The sequence below is a fragment of the Rhizobium sp. NLR16a genome (assembly GCF_017948245.1).
Taxonomy (GTDB): domain Bacteria; phylum Pseudomonadota; class Alphaproteobacteria; order Rhizobiales; family Rhizobiaceae; genus Rhizobium.
Window position 1 is genome coordinate 963,385 of the sequence record NZ_CP072865.1, and the last position, 21,424, is coordinate 984,808.

General features: G+C 62.1%; 19 protein-coding genes. 9 read left to right on the forward strand and 10 right to left on the reverse strand.

The genetic code is table 11. The annotated features are described in order from the left end of the window. The first annotated feature begins 25 nt into the window (after positions 1–25). Positions 26–724 (forward strand): ParA family protein, encoded by a 699-nt coding sequence (locus J7U39_RS04470; protein WP_210630583.1) that lies wholly within the window; start codon positions 26–28, stop codon positions 722–724. Positions 725–800: 76 nt separating this feature from the next. On the opposite strand, the gene J7U39_RS04475 is transcribed toward J7U39_RS04470, so the two are convergent. Then, entirely contained in the window at positions 801–2,201 is a 1,401-nt protein-coding gene (locus J7U39_RS04475; RefSeq protein WP_210630584.1) for a L,D-transpeptidase, read from the reverse strand. Positions 2,202–2,805: 604 nt separating this feature from the next. Between J7U39_RS04475 and J7U39_RS04480 the strand changes: the two genes are divergently transcribed. The 3 genes from J7U39_RS04480 (at position 2,806) to J7U39_RS04490 (ending at position 4,474) form a co-directional block, all read left to right on the forward strand. Further along, complete coding sequence (locus J7U39_RS04480) at positions 2,806–3,645, forward strand: DUF4432 family protein (protein ID WP_210630585.1); 840 nt, start codon at positions 2,806–2,808, stop codon at positions 3,643–3,645. A 72-nt stretch (positions 3,646–3,717) separates the two neighbouring features. Continuing rightward, positions 3,718–4,056, forward strand: coding sequence for a TIGR01244 family sulfur transferase (locus J7U39_RS04485; protein WP_210630586.1), 339 nt, complete (start codon positions 3,718–3,720; stop codon positions 4,054–4,056). Positions 4,057–4,129: 73 nt separating this feature from the next. Continuing rightward, on the forward strand, positions 4,130–4,474 hold the full coding sequence (locus tag J7U39_RS04490; protein ID WP_097593761.1) for a RidA family protein: 345 nt from the start codon (positions 4,130–4,132) through the stop codon (positions 4,472–4,474). 40 nt (positions 4,475–4,514) lie between these two features. Here the strand turns inward: J7U39_RS04490 and J7U39_RS04495 are convergent, their stop codons facing one another. Genes J7U39_RS04495 through J7U39_RS04510 form a run of 4 tightly spaced genes read right to left on the reverse strand, consistent with a single transcriptional unit; the run spans position 4,515 to position 9,310 of the window. Next, positions 4,515–6,173, reverse strand: coding sequence for a thiamine pyrophosphate-binding protein (locus J7U39_RS04495; RefSeq protein WP_210630587.1), 1,659 nt, complete (start codon positions 6,171–6,173; stop codon positions 4,515–4,517). A gap of 13 nt (positions 6,174–6,186) precedes the next feature. Next, on the reverse strand, positions 6,187–7,389 hold the full coding sequence (locus tag J7U39_RS04500; RefSeq protein ID WP_210630588.1) for a CaiB/BaiF CoA-transferase family protein: 1,203 nt from the start codon (positions 7,387–7,389) through the stop codon (positions 6,187–6,189). A 17-nt stretch (positions 7,390–7,406) separates the two neighbouring features. Further along, positions 7,407–8,363, reverse strand: coding sequence for a DMT family transporter (locus J7U39_RS04505; protein ID WP_210630589.1), 957 nt, complete (start codon positions 8,361–8,363; stop codon positions 7,407–7,409). A 17-nt stretch (positions 8,364–8,380) separates the two neighbouring features. Continuing rightward, entirely contained in the window at positions 8,381–9,310 is a 930-nt protein-coding gene (locus tag J7U39_RS04510) for an alpha/beta hydrolase (protein ID WP_210630590.1), read from the reverse strand. A gap of 257 nt (positions 9,311–9,567) precedes the next feature. Between J7U39_RS04510 and J7U39_RS04515 the strand changes: the two genes are divergently transcribed. The 4 genes from J7U39_RS04515 to metF all read left to right on the forward strand — a co-directional run bounded on the left by J7U39_RS04515 (position 9,568) and on the right by metF (position 14,148). Then, the gene (locus tag J7U39_RS04515; protein WP_210630591.1) at positions 9,568–10,308 is read left to right on the forward strand and encodes a ribonuclease; all 741 of its coding nucleotides are present in this window, start codon (positions 9,568–9,570) and stop codon (positions 10,306–10,308) included. A 97-nt stretch (positions 10,309–10,405) separates the two neighbouring features. Further along, positions 10,406–12,055: an energy-dependent translational throttle protein EttA gene (ettA, locus tag J7U39_RS04520; RefSeq protein WP_210630592.1), complete on the forward strand. Its 1,650-nt coding sequence runs from the start codon at positions 10,406–10,408 to the stop codon at positions 12,053–12,055. A gap of 163 nt (positions 12,056–12,218) precedes the next feature. Next, a complete protein-coding gene (locus J7U39_RS04525) occupies positions 12,219–13,244 on the forward strand; it encodes a metalloregulator ArsR/SmtB family transcription factor (RefSeq protein WP_210630593.1) in 1,026 nt (341 codons plus the stop codon). 1 nt (position 13,245) lies between these two features. Beyond that, positions 13,246–14,148 carry a methylenetetrahydrofolate reductase [NAD(P)H] gene (metF, locus tag J7U39_RS04530; protein ID WP_210630594.1) on the forward strand — a complete coding sequence of 301 codons (903 nt, stop codon included), beginning with the start codon at positions 13,246–13,248 and terminating at the stop codon, positions 14,146–14,148. A 459-nt stretch (positions 14,149–14,607) separates the two neighbouring features. Here the strand turns inward: metF and J7U39_RS04535 are convergent, their stop codons facing one another. From J7U39_RS04535 to J7U39_RS04555, 5 genes are all read right to left on the reverse strand, one after another. Further along, positions 14,608–15,513, reverse strand: a complete 906-nt coding sequence (locus J7U39_RS04535; protein ID WP_210630595.1) for a DMT family transporter — start codon at positions 15,511–15,513, stop codon at positions 14,608–14,610. 128 nt (positions 15,514–15,641) lie between these two features. Continuing rightward, on the reverse strand, positions 15,642–16,862 hold the full coding sequence (locus J7U39_RS04540) for a lytic murein transglycosylase (RefSeq protein WP_210630596.1): 1,221 nt from the start codon (positions 16,860–16,862) through the stop codon (positions 15,642–15,644). Positions 16,863–16,943: 81 nt separating this feature from the next. Continuing rightward, complete coding sequence (locus tag J7U39_RS04545; RefSeq protein WP_210630597.1) at positions 16,944–17,741, reverse strand: GH25 family lysozyme; 798 nt, start codon at positions 17,739–17,741, stop codon at positions 16,944–16,946. Between the two features lie 127 nt (positions 17,742–17,868). Then, positions 17,869–18,543, reverse strand: coding sequence for a class I SAM-dependent methyltransferase (locus J7U39_RS04550; protein ID WP_210630598.1), 675 nt, complete (start codon positions 18,541–18,543; stop codon positions 17,869–17,871). Further along, entirely contained in the window at positions 18,540–19,784 is a 1,245-nt protein-coding gene (locus J7U39_RS04555) for a DUF3419 family protein (protein ID WP_210630599.1), read from the reverse strand. Before J7U39_RS04555 ends, J7U39_RS04550 begins: the two co-directional genes overlap by 4 nt. Before the next feature lie 195 nt (positions 19,785–19,979). On the opposite strand from J7U39_RS04555, the gene J7U39_RS04560 reads away from it, so the two are divergent. Continuing rightward, positions 19,980–21,404: a serine hydrolase gene (locus tag J7U39_RS04560; RefSeq protein ID WP_210630600.1), complete on the forward strand. Its 1,425-nt coding sequence runs from the start codon at positions 19,980–19,982 to the stop codon at positions 21,402–21,404. The last annotated feature ends 20 nt before the right edge of the window (positions 21,405–21,424 follow it).

Sequence of the window (21,424 nt, forward strand, 5' to 3'; positions counted from 1 at the left end):
GCGCCATTTCCTCCGAGGACCGAACATGCCAGTCATTACATTCGCAAATACCAAGGGCGGCGCCGGCAAGACGACCGCTGTTCTCTTGCTCGCGACCGAGCTTGCCCGTCAGGGCTATCGCGTGACCATTCTGGATGCCGATCCGCAGCATTGGATTTCACGTTGGCACGAGATATCGGGGCACGTGCCTAATATTTCAGTGATCGATTTCGTGACGACCGCCTCGCTGCCGCAGCATATCAGCGAAAACAAGCATAATACCGACTATTTCATCGTCGACCTGCCGGGCGCGCGCAATCCGCTGCTTGCCACCGCCGTCGGTCTTTCCGACCATGTACTGATCCCGATCCAGGGCTGTGCCATGGATGCGCGCGGCGGCGCGCAGGTGCTCGAACTGCTGCAGTATCTGGACGAGAAGGCAGGCATCAAGATCGGCCATTCGGTGGTGCTGACCCGCGTCAGCTCGAAGGTGACGACCCGGGCGCTGCAACTCGTCAAGTCGCTGCTCAGCGAGCGGCACGTGCCGGTGCTGGACACGGCGATTATCGAACGTTCGGCCTTCCGCGACATCTTCGACTGTGGCGGCACGCTGCAGACCATGGACCCCACGCGCGTCAGCAATCTCGACAAGGCGCGTGAGAACGCCGCCTGTTTCGCCCAGGAAATCATGCGCAAGGTGCCTGTTCGGTTGACAGCCTCGGCTCGCATGGCGACGGCGGCCTGAATACCCAAGCATTGAAACAGAAAGGCCGTCGGGGCGATCCGGCGGCCTTATCGTTGGTGACCAGTTTGGCTTTGGCTCAGTCGACGAACTCGACCGTCACACCGGGCTTGACCATTTTCGCAAGCTCGGTTGCATCCCAGTTGGTCAGGCGAATGCAGCCGTGGCTCTGGGTGCGGCCGATCTTGGAGGGCTCCGGCGTGCCGTGGATGCCGTAAGTCGGCCTGGAAAGCGCCATCCAGACGGTGCCGACCGGGCCGTTCGGGCCTGGGGGAATGTTGAGGATCTTGTCGTTGGCGCCCTGCTGAAAGTTGATCTTCGGGTTGTAGGTATAACCGGGATTGAACGCGACGCGCTCGACCGTCACCGTGCCGGACGGGGAGGGGGTGTCGGTTGAGCCGATCGAAGCCGGGTAGGCGGCGATAAGATTGCCGGTGCCGTCATAGGCGAAAACCTGTTTGCGCCCCTTGTCGGCGATGATGCGGGCGACCTCGCCGGTCTTCATCTCGCCGGGATTGACGACCTTGATCACCGTGCCGGGAACACTGAAATCGGCGCCGGGATTCATCTCCTTGAGGAAGGCCTCGTCCATATGGAAACGCTCGGCCAGCATTTCAGTGGTCGAGGTATAGGCGAGCGACGGCAGCAGCGCCTTATGCGAATAATCTTCCGGGATCTCCGCGACGAAGGGGCCGGCGGCATCGGCCGGCGTGATCGTATAGCTGACGACGGGCAGGCCGCCGTTCATGCGCAGCTCTTCCAGAATGGCATCGGTGTCGTTGGGGTCGAGCTTTGACCCCGTCATCTGGTCGTAAGCATAAATGCCCTTGGTGACGTTCGAGCCCATGTGCCCGTCGATGACGCCGGGAGAGATGCCGGCGCGGTCGAGGAAGACCTGCAGCGCGACGATCTCGGGCTTCGATTTGTTCTTCAGCGTGATCACGGGCTCGTCGGGTGCTGCCTTCGGCGCATCGGCGGGCGGGATCTGCTGATCGGGATCGATCGAAGCGTAATCGTCGCCCGATTGCGGATTGCCAATGCTGTTGTCGTTCGGATAGGGCTCCTCGCCGAGCGGCAGGCGCTCGATTGCAGCGTCGCGCGGAATGCCACCGGTGACGGCGCCGCGTTCGGAATAACGCGTATCGCCATAGGAATTGTCGTCGGCATAATAGGGATCGTTGCCACCCTGGTCGGTATAAACCTCGCGCGGGCCGGGCCGTGGTGGATAGTAGCCGCGGGCGCGCATTTCGGTGGCGACGACGTTGCCGTAGGCGTCGATCAGCACGCGGTTGCCGCTGCGGTCGCGGGCATAGGCAAAGCCGCGCGGGACATAATCGAGGATTTCGCCGTTCGGCGTGACCAGCACGACATCGCTCTGGCGACGGTCACGAAACTGCTGCGCGCCGGCCTGCGGTGCTGCAGCCGCAACGGCTGCCAGCACGGCCGCAAGCGAAAATGCCGACTTCAAAAAGCGATTCACGTCTCACACCTCGAACAGTGACTGGGCCGACACACACCCGCGAATTTTGACGCTAGTGTGGAATTTATGAAAGCGTGCTGAACAAAATATGAAAATCCCTAAGATTTCCTTTTACTCATAAACGTTTGCATCCTTGTGTCCGTTCCGCAAAATCCACGGTTGCGGCAAAAGCGCAAGAGGAGAACGGCGCGATTGACGAAAGAGGGCGCGAAACTTAGAGCTTTTCCGGGTTAGACTGCGGCATTCTGCCGGAGCAGGTTTTCGTCAGGGCAAAGGCGATTGGCGAAGGGCATACCCCAAGGTACGTCCGAGCCGATCGCCTCTGATCCTGGCGGAAACATGCCCGGCCCACCGGCCGCACCGCTTCGCCGTGGCGTAGCGATGTGCGTCCGGCGATTCCAAAGTCTTGCAGATTTGCCAGCCAAATTTGCGGGAGGGTTGGCTGAAACAGGGCGGCTGATCGACCGGCCGGCTTGGCCGTAGAGCTTGGCTACGACGCGCGCCGGCCGGTCGACCATCCGACCCGTTTGAGCCAACAGAATGCTGCAATCTAACCCGGAAAAGCTCTAACGCTACGGCGGCCGCTAACCTTGAGGAGACCGAGATGATCGAATTTGCCGCTGCAAGCGGGCCGCGCCTGATGCTGGATGAAACATCGGTGCTCGATATCGGCGGATGCATTGTCGACGGCGTCGATATTGCGCCAAAGCGTGCCATTCCGGACGATGGCGATCCGCGAATCGATCACTCGCTCGAAGGTTTCCTCTTCACCTGCGGCCCGGACCATATCCGCCATCGCCAGCCGATCGCCGGCCGTGCCGACGGCAAGGTCTATCCGCTGCACGGATCGGCCTCCGGCCACGCCGCCAAGATCCTGTGGACGAAACACGAGAATGGCAATGCCGAATGCCGCGCCGATGTCGACATTACCACGGTCGAGGGACTGCCGCAGCGCATCGAGCGGCTGTGGCGGATCGACGGCGCGAACGGCGAGGTGCGGCTCGAAGACCGGGTTATCAATACCAGCGATCAGGCGGTGCCGACCTTCCTGATGTACCATATGAATGTCGGCGGCAAATGGCTGGACGACGGCACGCGGCTCGAAGGCCGGATGCTGGAGAATGGCGGCTTCCCCTGGACATTCGGCGAGGAGCCCGGCGGCATCTTCTGTGTGCCGGCGACGGCGACGGAGGAGGGCTCGGCGGAAGTCCGGCTCGGGCCGATCGCCGCAATTGGCGGCAGGACGCTCAACGTGCGCTTCCGCGCCGATACGCTGCCTTATCTGCAGGTTTGGCGGAACCAGAAGGCACCCGCTCATATTATCGGCATCGAGCCGGTGTCGCATCGCTGGGTATTGCGCGACGAGCTTCATGCGGCCGGTGAATTCAACATGCTCGCCCCGGGCGAAAGCCGCAGCTATGCGCTGACCTTTGCCTTCCTGTGAGTGAAGTGTTGTTGACGCTTGCGGGCCTCCCGTCGTAGACCTTCAGCCCACGATCTTTGAGGAGACAAGACGATGGATATTCGCCAGCTCGACGATGAATATTCGGTTTCGGGACAGATCACGCTTGAGGACCTCGATGAGATCAAGGCGTTGGGCTTCAAATCGATCGTCTGCCATCGCCCCGACCATGAAAGCCCCGACCAGGCGTCGTTTTCCGTCATCGAGGCGCGTGCCAAAGAGCTCGGACTCGACATCGCTCATGTGCCGGTTGGACCGATGGGCGTGACCGAAGAGGCAGTGCAGGGCATGGTCGACGCGCTCGACGAATTCCCGCGGCCAATGCTTGGCTATTGCCGCTCGGGCGCGCGCTCGACGGCGATCTATCAGAAAACTCAGCATATCCGCAATTAACCGCCCTTTCCGGGCTCCTACTTCCGGCGTTGAACCTCAGCGCCGGCACCTTTCATTGATGCAGGAGACGATAATGAGCATTAAGCGTATCGACGTCGGCGCGCGCATGAGCGGCGCCGTCATTCACGGCAACACGGTCTACCTCGCAGGCCAGGTGGGTGAGGGCGAAAGCGTCACCGATCAGTGCAAGTCTGCGCTCGCCGAAGTCGACCGTCTGCTGGCGGCCGCCGGCAGCAACAAGTCGAAGATCCTGCAGACCCTCGTCTATCTTTCCGACATCGCTTATTTCGGCGAGATGAACGCAGCCTGGGAAGCCTGGATCGATCCGGCCAATCCGCCGGCACGCGCCACCAGCGAAGCCAAGCTCGCCGCGCCGAAATACAAGGTCGAGTTCATCGTTACGGCTGCGCTCGACTAAGTTCGCCGCAGTTCCGTCTCTCAAAGCCGGTGGGGCGCCCTTACCGGCTTTTTGTTTGCGCGATTTCCGAAAGCGTTCTGGTCGGTGTGATCGCTTCCGGATCGAGCTTCACCTCGATGATCGCCGGTTTGCCGCTTCTTCGCGCGCGCTCGAAAGCCGGGGCGAATTCCTCCGTGTTTTCCACCGTCTCGCCGTGGCCGCCATAGGCGCGGGCAAGGGCCGCGAAGTCGGGGTTGGTGAGATCGGTGCTGCTGACGCGGCCGGGATATTCGCGCTCCTGATGCATGCGGATCGTGCCGTACATGCCGTTGTTGACGACGATTGCGATGATCGGCAGACCGTAGCGGATGGCGGTGGCGAATTCCTGGCCATGCATCAGGAAACAGCCGTCGCCGGCAAAACAGATGACCTCACGCTCGGGAAAAAGCCGCTTGGCGGCCACCGCGGCGGGCAACCCGTAACCCATCGAGCCGGAGGTGGGCGCGGCCTGGGTGTTGAAGCGGCGGAAACGATGGAAGCGATGCAGCCAGGTGGCATAGTTGCCGGCGCCGTTGGTGAAGATTGCGTCCTGCCTGGTATTCGCCTCCAGCCACTCCATGATCGGTCCCATATGGACAGCGCCAGGACCTATCGCTGGCGGCTTCGACCAGGCGAGATAGGCTTGGTGCATGCGCTCCGTGCGCTCCGCCCAGTGCGGCTCGGTCGGCGCTTTCAGATCGGTAAGTGCAGCGACGAAATCGGCCGGTGCCGCGCAGATCGCCAGATCCGGGCGATAGATACGGCCGAGTTCGGACGCATCGGGATAGACGTGGACCAGCGATTGCTGGGGGTAGGGGATGTCGATCAGCGTGTAGGACGACGAGGGCATTTCCGACATGCGGGCGCCGAGCAGGATCACCAGGTCGCTCTCCTTGATCTCCTTGGCGAGCGCCGGATTGATGCCGATGCCGACATCGCCGGCATAGCAGGGATGAAGGTGATCGAACAGCATCTGCCGGCGGAAGGAGCAGCCGACCGGCAATTGGAAACGCTCGGCGAAGATTGCAAAATCGGCGACGGCATCGGCATCCCAGCGCGTGCCGCCGAGGATCACCACCGGTCGCTCAGCTTTGAGCAGACGCAGATAGAGATCGTCGATCTGGCTGGGGCCGGGATGCGCCTCGACGTTGGCATAACGCCTGGCGAGGGGCGCCTCGACCTCGTCGCGCAGCATGTCTTCCGGCAGCGTCAGCACCACGGGGCCGGGACGGCCGGAGGTTGCGATCGCAAAGGCGCGGGTGACGAATTCGGGAATTCGGGCGGCATCGTCGATTTCACCCACCCATTTGGCGAATTCGGTGAAGGCGCGGCGGAATTCGACCTCCTGGAAGGCCTCGCGCTCACGTGCATCACGCTGCACCTGGCCGATGAAGAGGATCATCGGGATCGAATCCTGCCTTGATATATGCAGGCCGGCGGAGGCGTTGGTGGCGCCGGGGCCGCGGGTCACCATGCAGATGCCGGGTTCGCCGGTGAGCCTGCCCCAGCAATCCGCCATCATCGCCGCCCCGCCTTCCTGCCGGCAGACGAGGACGTCGATATCGCTGTCACGCAAGGCGTCGAGCACGGCGAGGAAACTCTCGCCGGGCACGCAGGAGAGGCGTTTGACACCGTTCGCCTTCAGCGCCTCGACGATCAGTTCCCCGCCCGTTTGTTTCATAATGATACCTTCTTCATGACGATGTCTTCCTCTCAAGCTCGGCGAGTTCCGCCAGAATTTCTTCCCTGTGTTCGCCGAGACGCGGGCTCGGCCTGACGTAGCGCAATGGTGTTTCCGACAGCCCCACCGGCGTCCTGACCCCGGGGATGACGGTGCCGGCGGCATCGGCAAGGTCGATGCGCAGACCGCGAGCCTTCACTTGCGGGTCGGCGAACATTTCCTCGATCGTGTTGATCGCGCCCGATGGAACCGCGTTCTGCTCGCAGGCCTTCAGGAGATCCGCCTTCTGCCATTTCAGCGTCTCGGTGGAGATCAGGCGGCGCACCTCGCCGCGGTTGGCGACGCGGGCCTTGTTGGTGGAGAAACGCTCGTCATCCGCGATCGTCTCCAGGCCGAGGATGGTAGACAGGCGGCGGAACTGGCCGTCGTTGCCGACGGCCAGGATGAGATAACCGTCGGCCGTCGGCACGACCTCATAGGGCGAGATGTTCGGATGGGCGTTGCCGAGGCGGGTCGGTGCTGCGCCGGAGATGAGGTAATTCATGTTCTGATTGGCGAGGACGGCCGATTGCACGTCGAGCAGGGCCATGTCGATCAACTGGCCTTGTCCGGTTTTCAGGGCATGGATCAGGGCGGCCTCGATCGCCGAGACGGCATAGATGCCGGTGAAGATGTCGGCGATCGCCACGCCCGCCTTCATCGGTTGGCCGTCCGGCTCGCCTGTTATCGACATGAAGCCGGACATGCCCTGGACGATGTAATCGTAGCCGGCGAGGCCGGCATAGGGGCCGGTCTGGCCGAAGCCGGTGATCGAGCAATAGACGAGCCTCGGGTTCTGCTTGCGCAGGCTGTCGTAATCGAGCCCGTATTTGACGAGGCCTCCGACCTTGAAATTCTCGATCACTACATCGGCTGTGGCTGTGAGGCGACGAACGAGATCCTGGCCCTCAGAGCTCTTGAGGTCGGCGGTGATTGAGCGCTTGCCGCGATTGGCGGCGTGGTAATAGGCGGCCGAGAGATTTTCGCCGTCGGCACCTTCGACGAAGGGCGGTCCCCATTGGCGGGTGTCGTCGCCACCGTCGGGATTTTCCACCTTGATGACGTCGGCGCCGAGATCGGCAAGCATCTGGCCCGCCCAGGGGCCGGCGAGCACGCGGGCAAGCTCGATCACCCGGATGCCGGCAAGCGGCGGCATGTTCGTCGCGGTCTCGGTCATGTTCCTCCCGTCGGTGTCTACGGCGCCAGCGTCACCTCAGATGTATCGGATACCGGCTTTGAAGCAAAGCGGCGCTCGCGCCAGAGGATGTAGAAGCCCGACGCCATAATGATCGTGATGCCGAGCCATTTGATCGCATCCGGAAAATCGCCGAAAACAAGCCAGGCGAAGATCGTTGCCGAAACGATCTCGAAATATTGCAGCGGCGCCAGCGTCGACGCCGGTGCCGCACGAAAGGCATAGACGCCGAGGATGCCGGCGATCGCGGCCATGGCGCCGACGCCGGCCACGTAGAACCAGGCGCTGCCTGCAGGCATGACGGGATCGAAGAGATCGGAGCCGCTTCCTTCGCCGACAAAAAGCAGGAAAGCGCAGAAGAGCAAGCCCCAGATGCCCATCTGGAACTGCATCGACCAGGGGTCCTCCCGGTGCGAGAGGACGCGGGTCATCAACACGAAGATCGCAATGCAGAGCGCGCTGACGACAGGCAGGAGCGCGATGGAGCCGACCTCCTCGAAACTGGGCTGGATGATCAGCATCGCCCCGAAGAAGCCGACGCCGCAGGCGGTATAGCGCCGCCAGCCGATCGTCTCCTCGAGGAAAATGCCGCCGAGGATCGTCACGATGATCGGCTCGATAAAGAAGATCGCGATCGCGTCGGCGACCGCCATATATTTCAGCGTGGTGACGAAAGAGATCATCGAGACGGTGATGACGAAGCCGCGGATGGCGTGGAACAGGCTCTGGCGCCACGAGAAATCGGTAAAGCTGCGTCGCCATAGCACGATCGGCAGCATGCAGAGCGCCTGCACGAGGAAGCGGCCGGCGGTGATCTCGGCGGAGGGGACGGTGACGACGGCAAGCTTGGCGAAGATGTCGATGAGCGGCGAGAACATCACCGAAAGAAACATCAGCGCAAGCCCCGTCGTCACTTCGGAGGCGGACGAAGCGGGCCGGGCGGAGGTGCTGCTCATGATGGGATCTCTCTGGCTCAGGATCTTGCGAGTGCCTCGTCGCACCAGTCCGCGAAGGCGGCGGTCGCCGCTTCGGCGTCGATCTCGTTCAGCGTTTCATGCCGCATATCCTGATATATCCGAGTGCTGATACGAGAGAAGCCTTGCGCTTTCAAATGGTTTGACAGCCAGAGGATGGCTTTTCCACGCCCCGTCGCCGGATCCTCGCCGCCGCCGACCAGATGGATCGGCATGTCGCGCGGCAGCCGGTCGAGATGGAGCTTCTGCGGTGCGCGAAACGTCAGTTCGAAGAGATCGAGCCAGAGCGAGACCGAAGCATCGAAGCCGCAGAGCGGATCGCCGATATATTTGTCGACTTCATCGGCATGGCGGGACAGCCAGTCGAACTCGGTGCGGCGGTCCGGGATCGATTTTCCCCAAGCTCCGAAGGTGAGCTTCGGCAAGAGGCCGCTCGGCACGTCGGAGCCCTTCAGCATCCGCTCGGCAAGCAAGATCGCCTGGGCGGCTCGGCCGGCAAGGCCGACGGCGAAATTCGAATTCCAGACGGCGACAGCGTCGAAGTCGCCCGGAGCGGTGACGGCGACATTGAGCGCCACGAGACCGCCCATCGAATGGCCGAAGAGGATCACCTTCAGGCCGGGATGGCGCGAGGCCGCATGGGCGCGCACGGCAAGGACATCGCCGATCACCCGGTCGACGCCATCCCGGCCGGCGAAGCGGCCAATCGGCGCGTCGGGCGCCGTCGTCTCGCCGTGGCCGCGGTGATCATGGGCATAGACGTGGTAGCCGCGCGCCGCCATCGCCGCGGCAAAGCGGCCGTACCGCTTCGAATGCTCCGCCAGGCCGTGCGATATCAACAGGACGCCGCGCGCCGGGTGGGTAGCCTCGGCATGGTGATAGGCCAGAGACGCTTCCCCTATCGCGAGTCTTTGCGTATCAGAAAACATCCGGATCCTCCCCGCCCCAGCAGAGCAGATCGCTACTGCATAATTCCTTAAAGCGGAATCGATTTAAGCGAATATGCTGCAACTATAAGTGCGACACGGTGCTCGCGTAACTCTAAGACAGTGAGGTCCCCGCAATAGTCAGCTGTTTCCGGCGACGCGCAGTCGATAACAAATTTCGGCACGGCTGCGATTCAGGGTTGCTGCCGTTTACTCTTTGTGCTTATCTGTTCCTGCATTGTTCTTCTTTGGGGGTTGAAATGAGCAGCATGCAGTTGCGTACCTTTACGTTCGCCTTGTCGATGATCCTTGCCGGCGCTGCCGTGGCGCAGGAGGCCGATGGCCGTACCCGTTTCATTCTTGCTGCGAGCTGGCAGCCCGCCTTCTGCCAGACGAACCAGAAGAAGCCCGAATGCGCCAGCCAGACCGGCGAGCGCCATGACGCGACGAATTTCTCGCTGCACGGCCTGTGGCCGATGCGGCAGGATTATTGCGGCGTCAGTGAGGACCAGAAGGCTGCCGACAAGGACGGCAAATGGGATACATTGCCCGCGGTTGCGCTTTCGGCCGAGACGCAGGCGTCGCTTGCAAAGGCAATGCCCGGCACCCAGTCCGGCCTTGAACGGCACGAATGGATAAAGCATGGCACCTGCACGAAAATGAGCGTTGAGGATTATTTCGGCGTCGGCGTCCATTTAGTGGATGCGCTCAATACATCGGCCGTGCGCGATCTCTTTGCCGCCAATATCGGCAAGGCGGTCAAGGCCGAGGCGATCAAGGCTGCTTTCGACAAGAGCTTCGGGCCGGGTGCGGGCGAGCGCGTCAAGATGAGCTGCCGGCGAGCCGGCAATGTCAGGGTGATCAGCGAGTTGACGATCGGCCTGTCTGCGGATGCGGGAACGGCATCGGCAAAAAGCGCGGGCCTTGCCGATCTGATCCAGGCAGCGGGAAAAACCACGTTCGGCTGTGACGAGGGCGTTGTCGATGCGGCGGGCTTCTGACCGGAATCCGGCGTAAACGGGTTTCGGCGTTGCTCACAGGCGCTGTTTCGCCTACATAGCGGCACGAAACGAAGTTTCCCGCCCGGAGCAGCGCAGCATGGCACGTCAATTCATCTATCATATGTCCGGCCTCAACAAGGCTTATGGCAACAAGAAGATCCTGGAGAACATCCACCTTTCCTTCTACCCGGATGCCAAGATCGGCATCCTCGGACCGAACGGCGCCGGTAAATCCACTGTGCTGCGCATCATCGCCGGCCAGGACAAGGAGTATACCGGCGAAGCCTGGCTCGCCGAGGGGGCCACGGTCGGCTATCTCGAGCAGGAGCCGAAACTCGACCCCACCAAGACGGTTTTCGAGAACGTCATGGAAGGTGTTGCCGCGAAGACGGCGATCGTCGATCGTTACAACGAATTGATGATGAACTACTCGGACGAGACCGCGGAAGAGGGGGCGAAGCTCCAGGACATCATCGACAGCCAGAACCTCTGGGATCTGGAAAGCCAGGTCGAGATGGCGATGGAAGCCCTGCGCTGCCCGCCGCGCGATGCCGATGTCACCAATCTTTCCGGTGGTGAGCGCCGCCGCGTCGCGCTCTGCCGTCTGCTGCTGTCGCAGCCGGATCTGCTGCTGCTCGACGAACCGACCAACCATCTGGATGCCGAAACCATCGCCTGGCTCGAAAAGCACCTGCGCGACTATCCCGGCGCCGTGATGATGATTACCCACGACCGCTACTTCCTGGACAACGTCACCGGCTGGATCCTCGAACTCGATCGCGGCCGCGGCATCCCTTATGAAGGCAACTACTCCGCCTATCTGCAGGCCAAGGCCAAGCGCATGCTGCAGGAAAACCGCGAAGAGGCATCACGCCAGAAGGCGATCAGCCGCGAGCAGGAATGGATTGCTTCCAGCCCGAAGGCTCGCCAGGCCAAGTCGAAGGCGCGTATCAAATCCTACGAGCAGTTGGTGGAGGCGGCCGAGAAGCAGCGTCCCGGCGACGCGCAGATCATCATCCCGGTGAGCGAGCGCCTCGGTCAGGTGGTCATCGAGATGGAGGGCATCACCAAGGGCTTCGACGGCCGCACGCTGGTCAACGACCTGTCGCTGAAGCTGCCGCCGGGGGGCATTGTCGGCATCATCGGTCCGAACGGCGCCGGAAAGACGACGCTGTTCAAGATGATCACCGGCCAGGAAACGCCGGATGGTGGTACGATCCGGATCGGCGAAACCGTGCACCTCAGCTATGTCGACCAGAGCCGCGATGCGCTCGATCCCAACAAGACCGTCTGGGAAGAAATCTCCGGCGGCGCCGAAGTGATCAAGCTCGGCAAGTTCGACATGAACTCCCGTGCTTATTGCGGCGCCTTCAACTTCAAGGGCGGCGATCAGCAGCAGAAGGTCGGCAGTCTCTCGGGCGGCCAGCGTAACCGCGTTCACCTCGCCAAGATGTTGAAATCCGGCGGCAACGTTCTGCTGCTCGACGAGCCGACCAACGACCTTGATACGGAAACGCTTGGCGCCCTTGAGAACGCGCTTGAGAATTTTGCCGGTTGCGCCATCGTCATCAGCCACGATCGCATGTTCCTCGACCGCCTGGCAACGCATATCCTGGCTTTTGAGGGCGAGGGCCATGTCGAATGGTTCGAAGGCAACTTCGAGGATTATGAGGAGGACAAGGTCCGTCGCCTCGGCCCGGATGCGCTCAATCCGGGCAGCCAGGCCCATAAGCGCCTGACACGCTGATCCCTGCTTCATTTCTGCTTCCGAAGCCCCGGTTCGACCGGGGCTTTTTCGTGTCCGACCCCGTCGCAATTTGCGCAGGCAATTTCGCGAACAGTGCGAATTGCCGCTTGCCACCGCTTTTCAAATCACATAAAGATATCTTTATATCTTGATTGGGCCAATGATGAGCGAACCTTTGAAGCTGGGACTGGATGGGCTGGTGGACGTCTTGAAGGCGGCCGGAGAACCCACGCGTCTGCGTCTTCTGGCGCTTCTCGACGGCGGCGACCTGACGGTGACCGATCTTACTGAAATCCTCGGCCAGTCGCAGCCGCGCATCTCCCGCCACCTGAAGCTGCTCGGCGAGGCCGAACTGATCGAACGCTATCAGGAAGGCGCCTGGGCCTATTTTCGCCTCAAGCAGGACGGCAAGGCGGCCATGCTGGTGCGGGCGCTGCTGAAACATGTCTCCGAGAACGACCCGACCATCCTTCGTGACGGCGAGCGTCTTTCGGCTGTCAAGCGCCAGCGGGCCGAGCGGGCGCAAGCCTATTTCAGCCGCAATGCCGCGGAATGGGACGAGCTTCGCCGCCTGCACGCGGCGGATGAGGAGGTCGACGCCGCCGTCATTCGGCTGCTCGGCAACCAGCCGATCGATTCGCTGCTGGATCTCGGCACCGGCACCGGCCGCATCCTCGAACTCCTGTCCGGACTTTACCGCCGTGCTGTCGGTGTCGACGCCAGTCGCGACATGCTGAGCGTGGCGCGCGCCAATCTCGACAAGTCCCGCATCACCAAGGCGACGGTGCGCCACGCCGATATCTTGAACCTTCCGTTCGAGGGGCAGGATTTCGACCTTGTGACGATCCATCAGGTGCTGCATTTCTTCGATCAGCCGGAGATTGCGATCGCGGAAGCGGCGCGCATGCTGCGGCCGGGCGGGCGGCTCGTGGTCATCGACCTCGCGCCGCACACGCTCGAATATCTCAGAGACGAACATGCCCATGTCCGTCTCGGCTTTTCGCACCAGGCGATGTCCGACTGGTTGCGCAAGGCCGGGCTCGACGTCGAGCAGGTCGTCGATCTTCATCCGGGTCAGCAGGGCGGGCAGGGGTTGACGGTCACCGTCTGGCTCGCGCGCGATCCGAGGCGCCTCATGGCTTCGCAAACGAGCGAAGGCGCCGAACCCACATTTGCCGGGAGAGTATGACATGGCTTTGAAAAGCGAAGGACGCGGGCGCAACTTCGGGATCTCCTTCGAATTTTTTCCGCCGAAATCGGAGGAAATGGAAGGGCAGCTCTGGGATACTGTCAGCAAGCTGCAGGATTGGGATCCGGATTTCGTGTCGGTGACCTACGGCGCCGGCGGCACCACCAAGGCGCCGACGCTGTCTGCTGTTACGCGTTTCCTGTCGCAGACGCCGCTTGCCACCGCCTCGCACCTGACCTGCGTTGGTGCGACGAAGGAGGAAACGCATCATATGATCGATACGTTTCGCAAGGTCGGCGTAAAGCATTTCGTGGCTTTGCGCGGTGATGCGCCCGGCGGCGTCGGCGCGCCCTATCAGCCGCATCCCGGCGGTTACGCCAATGCGGCAGAACTGGTGGCCGGCCTCAAGTCGGTCGGTGATTTCGAGATTTCGGTCTCCGCCTATCCGGAAAAGCACCCGGAAAGCCGTGATACGGCCGCCGATATCGACATGCTGAAGCGCAAGGCCGATAACGGCGCCGACCGGGCGCTGACGCAGTTCTTCTTCGACAATGACAATTTCGAGCGCTACCTGGAGCGGGTGCGCGCCGCCGGCATCTCGATCCCGATCGTGCCAGGTATCATGCCGATCCAGAACCTGACGCAGTTGAAGCGTTTCGCCGGCGCCTGTGGCGCGGTCATCCCTGGCTTCCTCGACGAGCGTTTCGCGGGCCTCGACGATAAGCCCGAGGACCGGGCGAAGGTCGCGGCCGAAGTTGCCGCCGAGCAGATCGAGGATCTCGTCCGGCGCGGCATCGGTGATTTCCATCTCTATACGATGAATCGCGCGCCGCTGGTTTCCGCGGTGCTTGACAATCTCGGCTTTGCCCGCCGAACGACAAAGAGCGCGGGAGCCGCCGCCTGATCCTTGCAGACGTTCAAAAGTGAAAAAGCGCATGTCGGGCGGGACCTGCGCTTTTTCGTTGGCGGATTGATCAGGGGAGTTTAGGCACTATCAGCATTCCGCCTCCGTCATTCCGGCTCAAATGAAGAGCATGGATAAGACGAAAGCAAACGCTGCACTGACCAACAGAACATTCAAGGATTGCGTGAGTCCCATGTCTGTCTCCTCGCGTTAGCCGTCGGATATTATGTCTGAAATATGTCGGTTGGGAAGCGGATTTTATGCTGCGCTGCCGAAACGGCCAGTGGACAAGTCGAACATCATTTTCCTAAGGCCATGAGACAAAACGATAATTTCGAGAAAATTTTTCTTCACACATTTTAACACGGCGTTAAATCAGGCGACTGCGAATTTACCTATGCGCCCGAAACTTGGCGAAGCCGCAACTGGTTGAAAACATACGAAAAATGCAACCTGAGGTCAGGCGGGCTTGGCCAGCAGGCGATAGGCGCGCCCGTCGAGGATGACGAGGCCGAAACCGATCAACGCCATGCCGGCGAATTCGCTCAGGCTGAGCCTTTCGCGGAGGAAGAGCACGCCGAGAAGGATGGCGCTCGGCGGCACCAGCAGCGTGACGAGCGAGGCGTTGGTGGCGCCGGCGGTCGCGATGACCCTGAAATAGAGAATATAGGCGAAGGCGGTCGAAAGCAGCGCCAGCGCCAGGATGGCAAGCAGCACTTCGAGCGGCGGTATGGTCAGTGCCCAGGGTCGATCGGCCAGCAGCGACAATGGCAGAGCGATCAGTGAGGATGCGGTCAACTGGCCGGCGGCGGTGACCGCGGCAGGGACGCCCTTGAAACGTTTGCCGTAGGTGGCGGCAAAACCGTAGGAGACGGCGGCGAGCACCGGAAACAGCAGCGCCCAGAGCGCGGCTTCGCTGCCGGCGGAGATGCCGGGGCCGACCAGCACGATCGTCCCGAGGAGACCCACGAGGCAGCCTGCGATCTTGGCCGAGCTCAGCTTCTCGTCCGAGGTGAGGTAATTGGCGATGAGCACCGTCCAGATCGGCGTCGTCGCGTTCAGGATCGCCGCTAGCCCGGCGCCGATGCGGGTCTGGCCGAAGAAGATCAGGGCATGCGGCAGGACATTGTTGATGACGCCGAGGATCAGGAACTCGCGCCAGCGGGCCTTGAAGATCGAATAGATGTCAAGACGCCCGGCAATATAGACATGCAGCGCGAGCGCGGCGAGCAACAGCCTGAGGAAGACGAGGGTCAGCGGTGGCACGTGCTGGACGGCGATGCGGGCAAAGAAAAAGGAGCCGCCCCAGATCAGGCCGAGCAGGACCAGCAGCCCCCAAGTCCAGGCATTCATCTTGCTGTCCATGCCGCTTCCTCCACCGCAAGCGAACCGTCCGCAACCGGCACCGGTTCTTCATCAGGAAGCTTTAGCCCAAGCGGCAAATGCCGCCACCCGTTTCTTGCAAAACGGGTGGCGGTAAACGTCAGCGGCGATCAGAGAGCGTTGAGAAGGGCAGGCGTCGCCCAGCCGTCGGCCGGTATCCCCAAGCGCTGCTGTTCCTTCTGGATCGCGATACGCGTGCCGGAACCGAGAATGCCGTCGATCTCTCCGACATCGTGGCCGAGCGACTGCAGCTTGGTCTGCAGCGTCTTCATCTGGTCGTTGGCAAGCCCTTGTTCCGGCGCGCCCTTGAGATAGGTCGGGGCGCCGGAAAGGCGGGTCGCGAAATAGGCGGCCGAGGTCGTGTAGATGAAAGACTTGTTCCATTCGAGATATATCTTGAAATTCGGGTAGGCGATGAAGGCCGGTCCCATGCGGCCCTGCGGCAGGACCAGATCGCCCTCGAGCTCACCGAAGGCCGTATTGCCGTCGCGCGGCTTGACGCCGAGCGCGAACCACTCGCTGGCCTTCATTGCGCCGCCAAGGCCGGATTTCTCCCAAGGCAGGTTGTCGGGCAGGGTGACTTCCTGCAGCCAGGGCTGACCGCGCTCGAAGCCGAGATGCTGGATGAATTTCGCTGCCGTCAGGATGGCGTCCGGGCCGCTCTGCTTCAGGCGGACATGGCCGTCGCCGTCGCCGTCCATGCCATAGGCGATGATGTCGCGCGGCAACATCTGGACCTGGCCGATCTCGCCGGCCCAGGCGCCGGTGTTGGTGGCGGGGTCAAGGTCGCCGTGCTCGACCATCTCGATCAAGGCGATCAGCTGCGGGCGGAAGAGTTCTGGGCGGCGGCAGTCGTGCGACAGCGTCACCAGAGCATTGCGGGTGTTGAAATCGCCCTGGACGGCGCCGAAATCGGTTTCCATCGCCCAGAATGCGGTGATGACGCCTTGGGGAATGCCGAATTCCTGCTCGGCCCGGGCAAAGACGTCGGCATATTGCTTCATCTTCTGGCGGCCGATGTCGAGACGGGCTTGGCTGACGGTGCGCTGCGAGAATTCTAGGAAGGTCTGCTTGAAGACGCCCTGGGCGCGATCCCGGCTCAGGACCTTGGGATCGATTTCGGCGCCGGCCAGCGCCTCGTCGGCGGCTGCGGCGCTGGCGCCTGCGGCGACCGCATCAGCCTTGACGCCCTGGAGAAAGGCAGACAGATCGCCGCCGCAGGGGGCTGCCGGAGCCGAGGCCGCGGGCGCCTGCTGGGCGGCCGCGCCGCCTGCAAAAGCGAGGGCAAACAGGAGGGCGAGTGCAGAGCGGCTTGTGAGCGAGCGGTGCATGAATGCGGTCCTTATAGCAAATGGATGCCCGTCGCTTTCACAGAGGAATGTGACGGAAGCAAGAAAGATTGAAAGACGTTACTAAGAATTTCTATCCTTGGAAACGGCCGCGACCCAATTGTTCCAGTTCTTTGCGCTGCCGGCAAAGACGTTGATGTCGGTCGGCCCCTTGATGCCGGGAATCACGCCGGTCGAGGTATATTGCCAGAAGGCCCAGCGGCGGTCGGAATAGGTCACCTCGGGATGTTTTGCCACCGAGCGGACCCAGAAATGATAATCCTGGAAGTAGCCGGCGAGATTATCGCGGTGGAAATCGACCGAGGTGTAGATAATCGGGCGCTTGCCATAATAGGCCTCCAGCCGGTCCATGAAACGCTGCATTTCGGAGCGCACGGTTTCCGCGTCGGGGCGGTAACGACAGGTCTTCGATTCGGCGTTCCATTCGACGTCGAGCACCGGCGGCAGGCGCATGGCCTCCTTCGGCACGTTGCGGATGAACCAGTCGGCCTGCTCATCGGCCGAGGAGCAGAAATAATAGAAATGGTAGGGGGCGTGCGGGATGCCGGCGGCGCGCGCTTCGCGCCAATATTCATCGAAGCGGGGGTCGACCCTGTCCTTGCCTTCCGTCGCCTTGATGAAGGCAAAGGCGACGCCGGAATTCCTCACCGTGCTCCAGTCGATATCGCCCTGCCATTTGGAGATGTCGATGCCGTGGATCGCATTCTGCTGCGGATGCTTGGGGCCGAAATCCTGCGGATCGGTATCCCGGAAGCGCGTCTTCGGCTTGATCGATGCGGTTTCGAGATAGTCGTGACCGGAGGAGGAACACCCCGCCAGCAGGATGGCCAGGGGCAGAACGCAAAACAAAAGCCGGCGCATGGGTATCCCGTCGTGAACCGAATGATCTCTTTGCTCCACAGCCTGACCTTCGAAAATGACGAGCCCAGCAGAGGAATAACCCTCTTTTCATCATATCAACGTAAAAAATCGGTTAGTTTCAAGCGAATTATGAGCGCCTGCTGATGATGGCCGCCCGCCAGGCGTAACCGCCGCCGACTGTTTCGAAGGATAAACGCGCATTGTGTTCCTGGGCCTGCGCTTCCAGGACCTCCCGCAGATCGGCGCGCGGAGTGACATGGAATCTCGCAAGCCAAGCCTGCAGCATGCGGCGGAACCAACGCGGCAGGCCTTCCTGCTGGCCGAAATCGACGATATGCAACTGGCCGCCGGGATTAAGTGCGGCGATCGACGCGTCGACGGCGCGTTCCCAGTCCGGGATCATCGACAGGGCATAGGAAATGAGGATGCGGTCGAAGCCGCTGACGCCGAATTCGCGCGGTGTAAACGCCGTCGCGTCGGCGACGCGGAATTCCGGGATGGTCGCCTTGGTGGCGAAGGTCTTGCGGGCCGAAATCAGCATTTCCTGGGAAATGTCGAGTCCGAACAGCTTTGCGCCTGGAAAATGCTTGTGCGCCAAGGCCATGTTGCGGCCGGTGCCGCAGCCGACTTCGAGCAGGGTGCCGCCGTCTGGCACGTCGAGATGGCGGATCGTGCTGTCGCGGCCGAGGAGGTAATATTTGCGGGTCAGGTCGTAGATATGGCGCTGGTAGCGGTACATGCCATCCATCAGGCTGGCATGTTGATCGCTCTTTCCTGCCGTCTCGGCGCCGATCTTACTCACGCCTTCTTCCCGTAAATGTGGAAACCGCCGTAGATCGCGGAGCGATCGAGCGCGGTCAGTTCTCGCGATTTCTCCTCGAAATAATCCCATTGGTCGCGGATCGAAGGAGACAGACGGCCTTCGATGATGCTCTTTTCGGCGGCGGTGCGGAAGATCACGCGCGCGCCTTCGCGCGCCGTGCGGGTGATTTCCCGCCAGACGTCGTTCAGTTGGTCGTCAGTCATCCAGTCCTGCGCGTCGAGCAGGATATAACGGTCGCGAGAGGCTGCCGGCTCGCAGGCCAGAAGTTCGGTGAAGCTTGCGTGGTGGACGTTGACGCGGTCGACATTGGCGCGGATCACCTCGTAGTGCTCCGCCTTTAGATAGGTCGGCAGCGGGCCCTCTTCTTCGGTGCCGTAGCGGCGGCCGAAGGCCTGCCAGGCGAAATAGTTGTCGCGCATCGGGAAATGACAGGCGAGCTTTTCCAGGCGATGCTTCAGCACCGGTGCGATCGAATGATCGGCGGCAAGGCTTGCGAGCTCGTCATATTGCTGCGGCGGAATGCCGAGGCCGAAGAGTGAGCTCTTGCGGCCGGTGATCCAGCGCACGACCGGCTTTTCGAACAGGGGGGCGATCTGTTCTTCGAAGAATTGGCGCTGTTCGCGGATCGAGCGGGTCTTGGTCATTTCGCGCAGCTTGACGCCATGCAGGCGGGCCAGAAGATGGGCTGCGCCGATGAAGCGGCCGAGCAGGCCTGTTTCGTAGATGTTGCGGTCGAAGACGGTGACGCGGCGGCGGCCGAACTTGCGGCCGTTCCAATAGCTGCGGGTCGCTTCATCGAGTTTGGCAGCGAGATGCTGGTCATAAGCGCGGCTGTTCGACTTCTCGTTCGGCATCGCCAGGAATCGGACGAGATCGGCGTGACCGGGAAGGTGCTTGAACGCAGCAAGCTTCAGGCGGTTCAGCGCGATGTGGTGCGGGTTGAGGTCGACGACGTCGATCGAGGCCGGCGCCTTGGAGAGATAGGCGAGCATGTTGCAGCCGCCGGAGCCGATGGTGACGATGCGATGATCGGGCTTCAGCTCCATCGCCTGCATGTCGAGATCCGGATCCTCCCAGATCTGCGGATAGACGAGACCGGAGAAGAGAAGACTGAAGAGACGCTCGGAGAAGCCCTCCTTTGAAAAAGCCTTGTGGCGGAGAAGGGCGTCCTTGAGTTTCCGGTTCTTGCGGAAGCCGGCATCCGGTGCAAATTCTGACATGAGTCTGTCACCTTTTTAGCGTTCAGGGCGTGTAGCGCGCCACTGCTACAGTTTGATGACGCGGGCTGTGGGCCCGTGCCGTTCGAAAACATCGCCCCTCCTCGGAAAGTGATCGGGGTGACGGGATATTCTTCGCGCCGCGCCCTTCCAGGCAGGCGGAATTCCTGCTTCTCTCCGGGCATTCGGAGGAATGCCATGCGATTTGTCCTGCGTGTCCTGAAGGCGCTTGCGCTCCTTGTCGTTCTCATCGTCGTTGCCGGCGCCGTCTGGCTGCTCGTCCGGCCGCCGGAGCTTCTGCGCGTCGGCGACGGCTATGCCGCCAAGATCGTCTGCTCCAATGTCTTCGTTGCCGGCCGGAACGCCGAAGACGTGCTGGCGGATGACGTGCAGGCGCCGGGAAATCCGTTGCTGCGGCTCGTGCGCGTCAGCGTCGACCGCGACAACAACCGTGTGACCGCGCGCTTCCTGGGGCTGTTTGCTTCGAGCTACGCGCTTTACCGCGGCGCTTTCGGCTGCACGAGCGTGCCCGACGGCGATTTCGAGGCGGCGGCGAATGCCGTAGCTTTCGACGCGCCGGCAAGAATGGAGGCGAACGCGGCGCTGTGGCCGGAAGGCGAGGGTGTCGGCGGTCGGGACGAAAGGATCGCTGCGGTGCTTAACGACACAGGGATTGCCGGCCCGGCCATGCGAGGGATTGTGGTCGTGCGCGATGGCCGAATCGTCGCCGAAGCCTATGGTCCCGGATTCTCAGCGAAGACGCCGCTGATCGGCTGGTCGATGACGAAGACGGTGAATGCGGCCATCCTCGGCCGGCTGATGCTCGATGGTAAGATTTCCTTCGACGACAATCATCTGCTGGCGCAGTGGAAGGATGATGCGCGCGCCAAAATCAAAGTTTCCGACCTGCTCGGCATGGAGAGCGGTCTTGCCTTCAACGAGAATTATGGTGATGTCGCGGATGTGACGCGCATGCTCTATCTCGACCCCGACATGGTGTCGTTGCCGGCCAATGCGCCGATGGAGGCGGCGCCGGGTCAGCGCTTCCTCTATTCGAGCGGCACGGCGGTGCTCTTGTCGCGCATCTGGATGGACAGAGTCGGCAGGGCGCCGGCAGCCTTCTCCTACCCGCACGACGCGCTCTTCTCCCCACTCGGCATGACGAGTGCCGTCTTCGAACTCGACGCGCGTGGCACCTTTGTCGGAAGCTCCTATCTCTACGCGACGGCGCATGATTGGGCCCGCTTTGGGCAGTTCCTGCTGCAGGATGGCGTGTGGAACGGCCAGCGGCTGTTGCCGGAGGGTTTCGTCGGCGCCATGCGCACGCCGACGGCGGCGTCGAACGGCCGGTATACTCAAGGTCAGGCCTGGCTCGCGCCCGGTGGCTCAAGCGCCGCGTTCGGGCTGCCCGAGGATACGTTCTGGCTCACGGGGCATGACGGGCAGAGCATGGCGATCGTGCCTTCCGCCAATCTGATCGTCGTTCGGCTCGGCCTGACACCGGGCTGGCTCGGCTATCAACCGCAGACGCTTCTGAAGGCAGTCCTGGCGGCGTTGCCGCAAGCGCGAGCGCCGCAACAGCAGGCCGAATCACAGGGGCATCAGCCGCAACCGCAGCCGTAGGCTACGACCGCTGTTTCGAT